The 1,628-nt window shown below is 34.9% G+C and carries 1 protein-coding gene; it reads left to right on the forward strand.

Annotation, left to right across the window (positions count from 1 at the left end):
• Positions 1-30: 30 nt before the first annotated feature.
• Positions 31-1,628: PilZ domain-containing protein (locus QZ994_RS19840; RefSeq protein WP_290877816.1), on the forward strand; the 1,598-nt coding region annotated here is incomplete at its 3' end.

Here is a 1,628-nt window from a genome sequence, read left to right on the forward strand (position 1 = left end):
AAACAGACTAATTTTTATTACAAAATAAAAATGACGGCTAACCAGACAGAAGAGATTGTTCATGAATTTCATAATCATCTGAAAAAATTCATCTTTACTCAACTACGCAGACACCGAGTTCCTATAGAAAACACGCAAGAAGCAGTAGTTGTTAAAGCGTATGAGCAATTTGTCGTTGGCAAACTTAATAGTCTGCCAATTTTTATGCAAAATGAACACGGCAGATGGATACCTAACTCATTATATCTAACTGGGCATAACGAATTTCTGTTACAACGGTTAACCGATGAAAATCATACCTCCATATTGAATGATTTTATCTGTCAGACTCCAATACAAAATGCCTTATTAACGGGCAAACGATTCATTCTCTACTATTTATTTGCACCCGTTTCCAGCCCCGAAGGTTTTGCTAATTTCATGTGTATGCCATTAGCCGATTGTATTAATGATCCCGACGCCCGCGCAATTGCACAATTAGCATATTTAAAAAGTAAAGGTAACTTAATGTTATATCGTTTAGACGGTATGACCATTCATCCAGATAAACAATGCCATATCCCTAGCTCACTACCTGATAGCTCAGGTGAGGTTTTTCAGCTCATTAATCAAAGCCCTGTCGAGCGAGCAAGACTATTAGCATCTGCATATAAACGGATGATCTGTATCAGTGATGAATCTGATTTGCTGACAAAATTGGATTTATTTACTGACTCAACACATGAAAATATTCAAAAAAATAAAATATTTCAGTTCATTCCTAAACATATTGGTATTAAAACTGAACTGCATATTGTAAAAAGTGAAGTAGATGACAAACGCCAGGAAGATCGGTTTTTATACAAAATGCCTATCTTTTTTTTCACCCCAAAAAAACCAAAAGAAAAATTCTCCGCCTTTACGATTGATATATCAACAAAAGGTCTAAAAATTCAGACTGAGAACCCTCTCAATTTTTTTGCTGGGGATTTATTATCCATTACATTCCCACATTTAGAAAATGAAAATGGCGAACAAATCATTCGCCAACCCTATATAGTTGTCAGTGCTAAAGGGAACATTGTTCATCTATTGGTCCACGGAAACATACAAACTCACGAGGCAAGAAAATGCATCAAAAAGCTCATCCAAAATAATCTTAATTCGTTGACAGCAACAGGCTGCCGAGATGTTATTTATGGTTTACCAAGAGTAATTCGAAATTTATTTACTTTTAATCACCCTCACCCAGAGTTCCTGGTTAAAAGACACGACAAAAATCGCTATATCAGCGATATTGCTTTATCTGATAATACGGTCATGCCAGAAATAAGTATCAATGAAGATGAAAATAATGCCATTTTAAAAATCGTACTAAAGCATGAAAATTTCATTCAAATGCTTAATGACGCTTGGAGTAAACTAAAAGAGCAACACGACATTTTTTATTTTAATTTCTTAGTTACTGTTAAAGAAAAGACAAGTCAAACAGGCCACTATATTATTATTAAAAATGCCGATGATTTGATGAAAAATGGGCAAATGAAGGCGGCAATCCAACAATCATCCATGATGGGTGAAACCAGATTACTTCGGATCATGTTGACGCCAAAAGGTAAGGTGTTTAATAAATATTTCCGGGATGAACT

Source organism: Aquabacterium sp. (genome assembly GCF_021768455.1).
Classification (GTDB): Bacteria; Pseudomonadota; Gammaproteobacteria; order Burkholderiales; family Burkholderiaceae_C; genus Aquabacterium.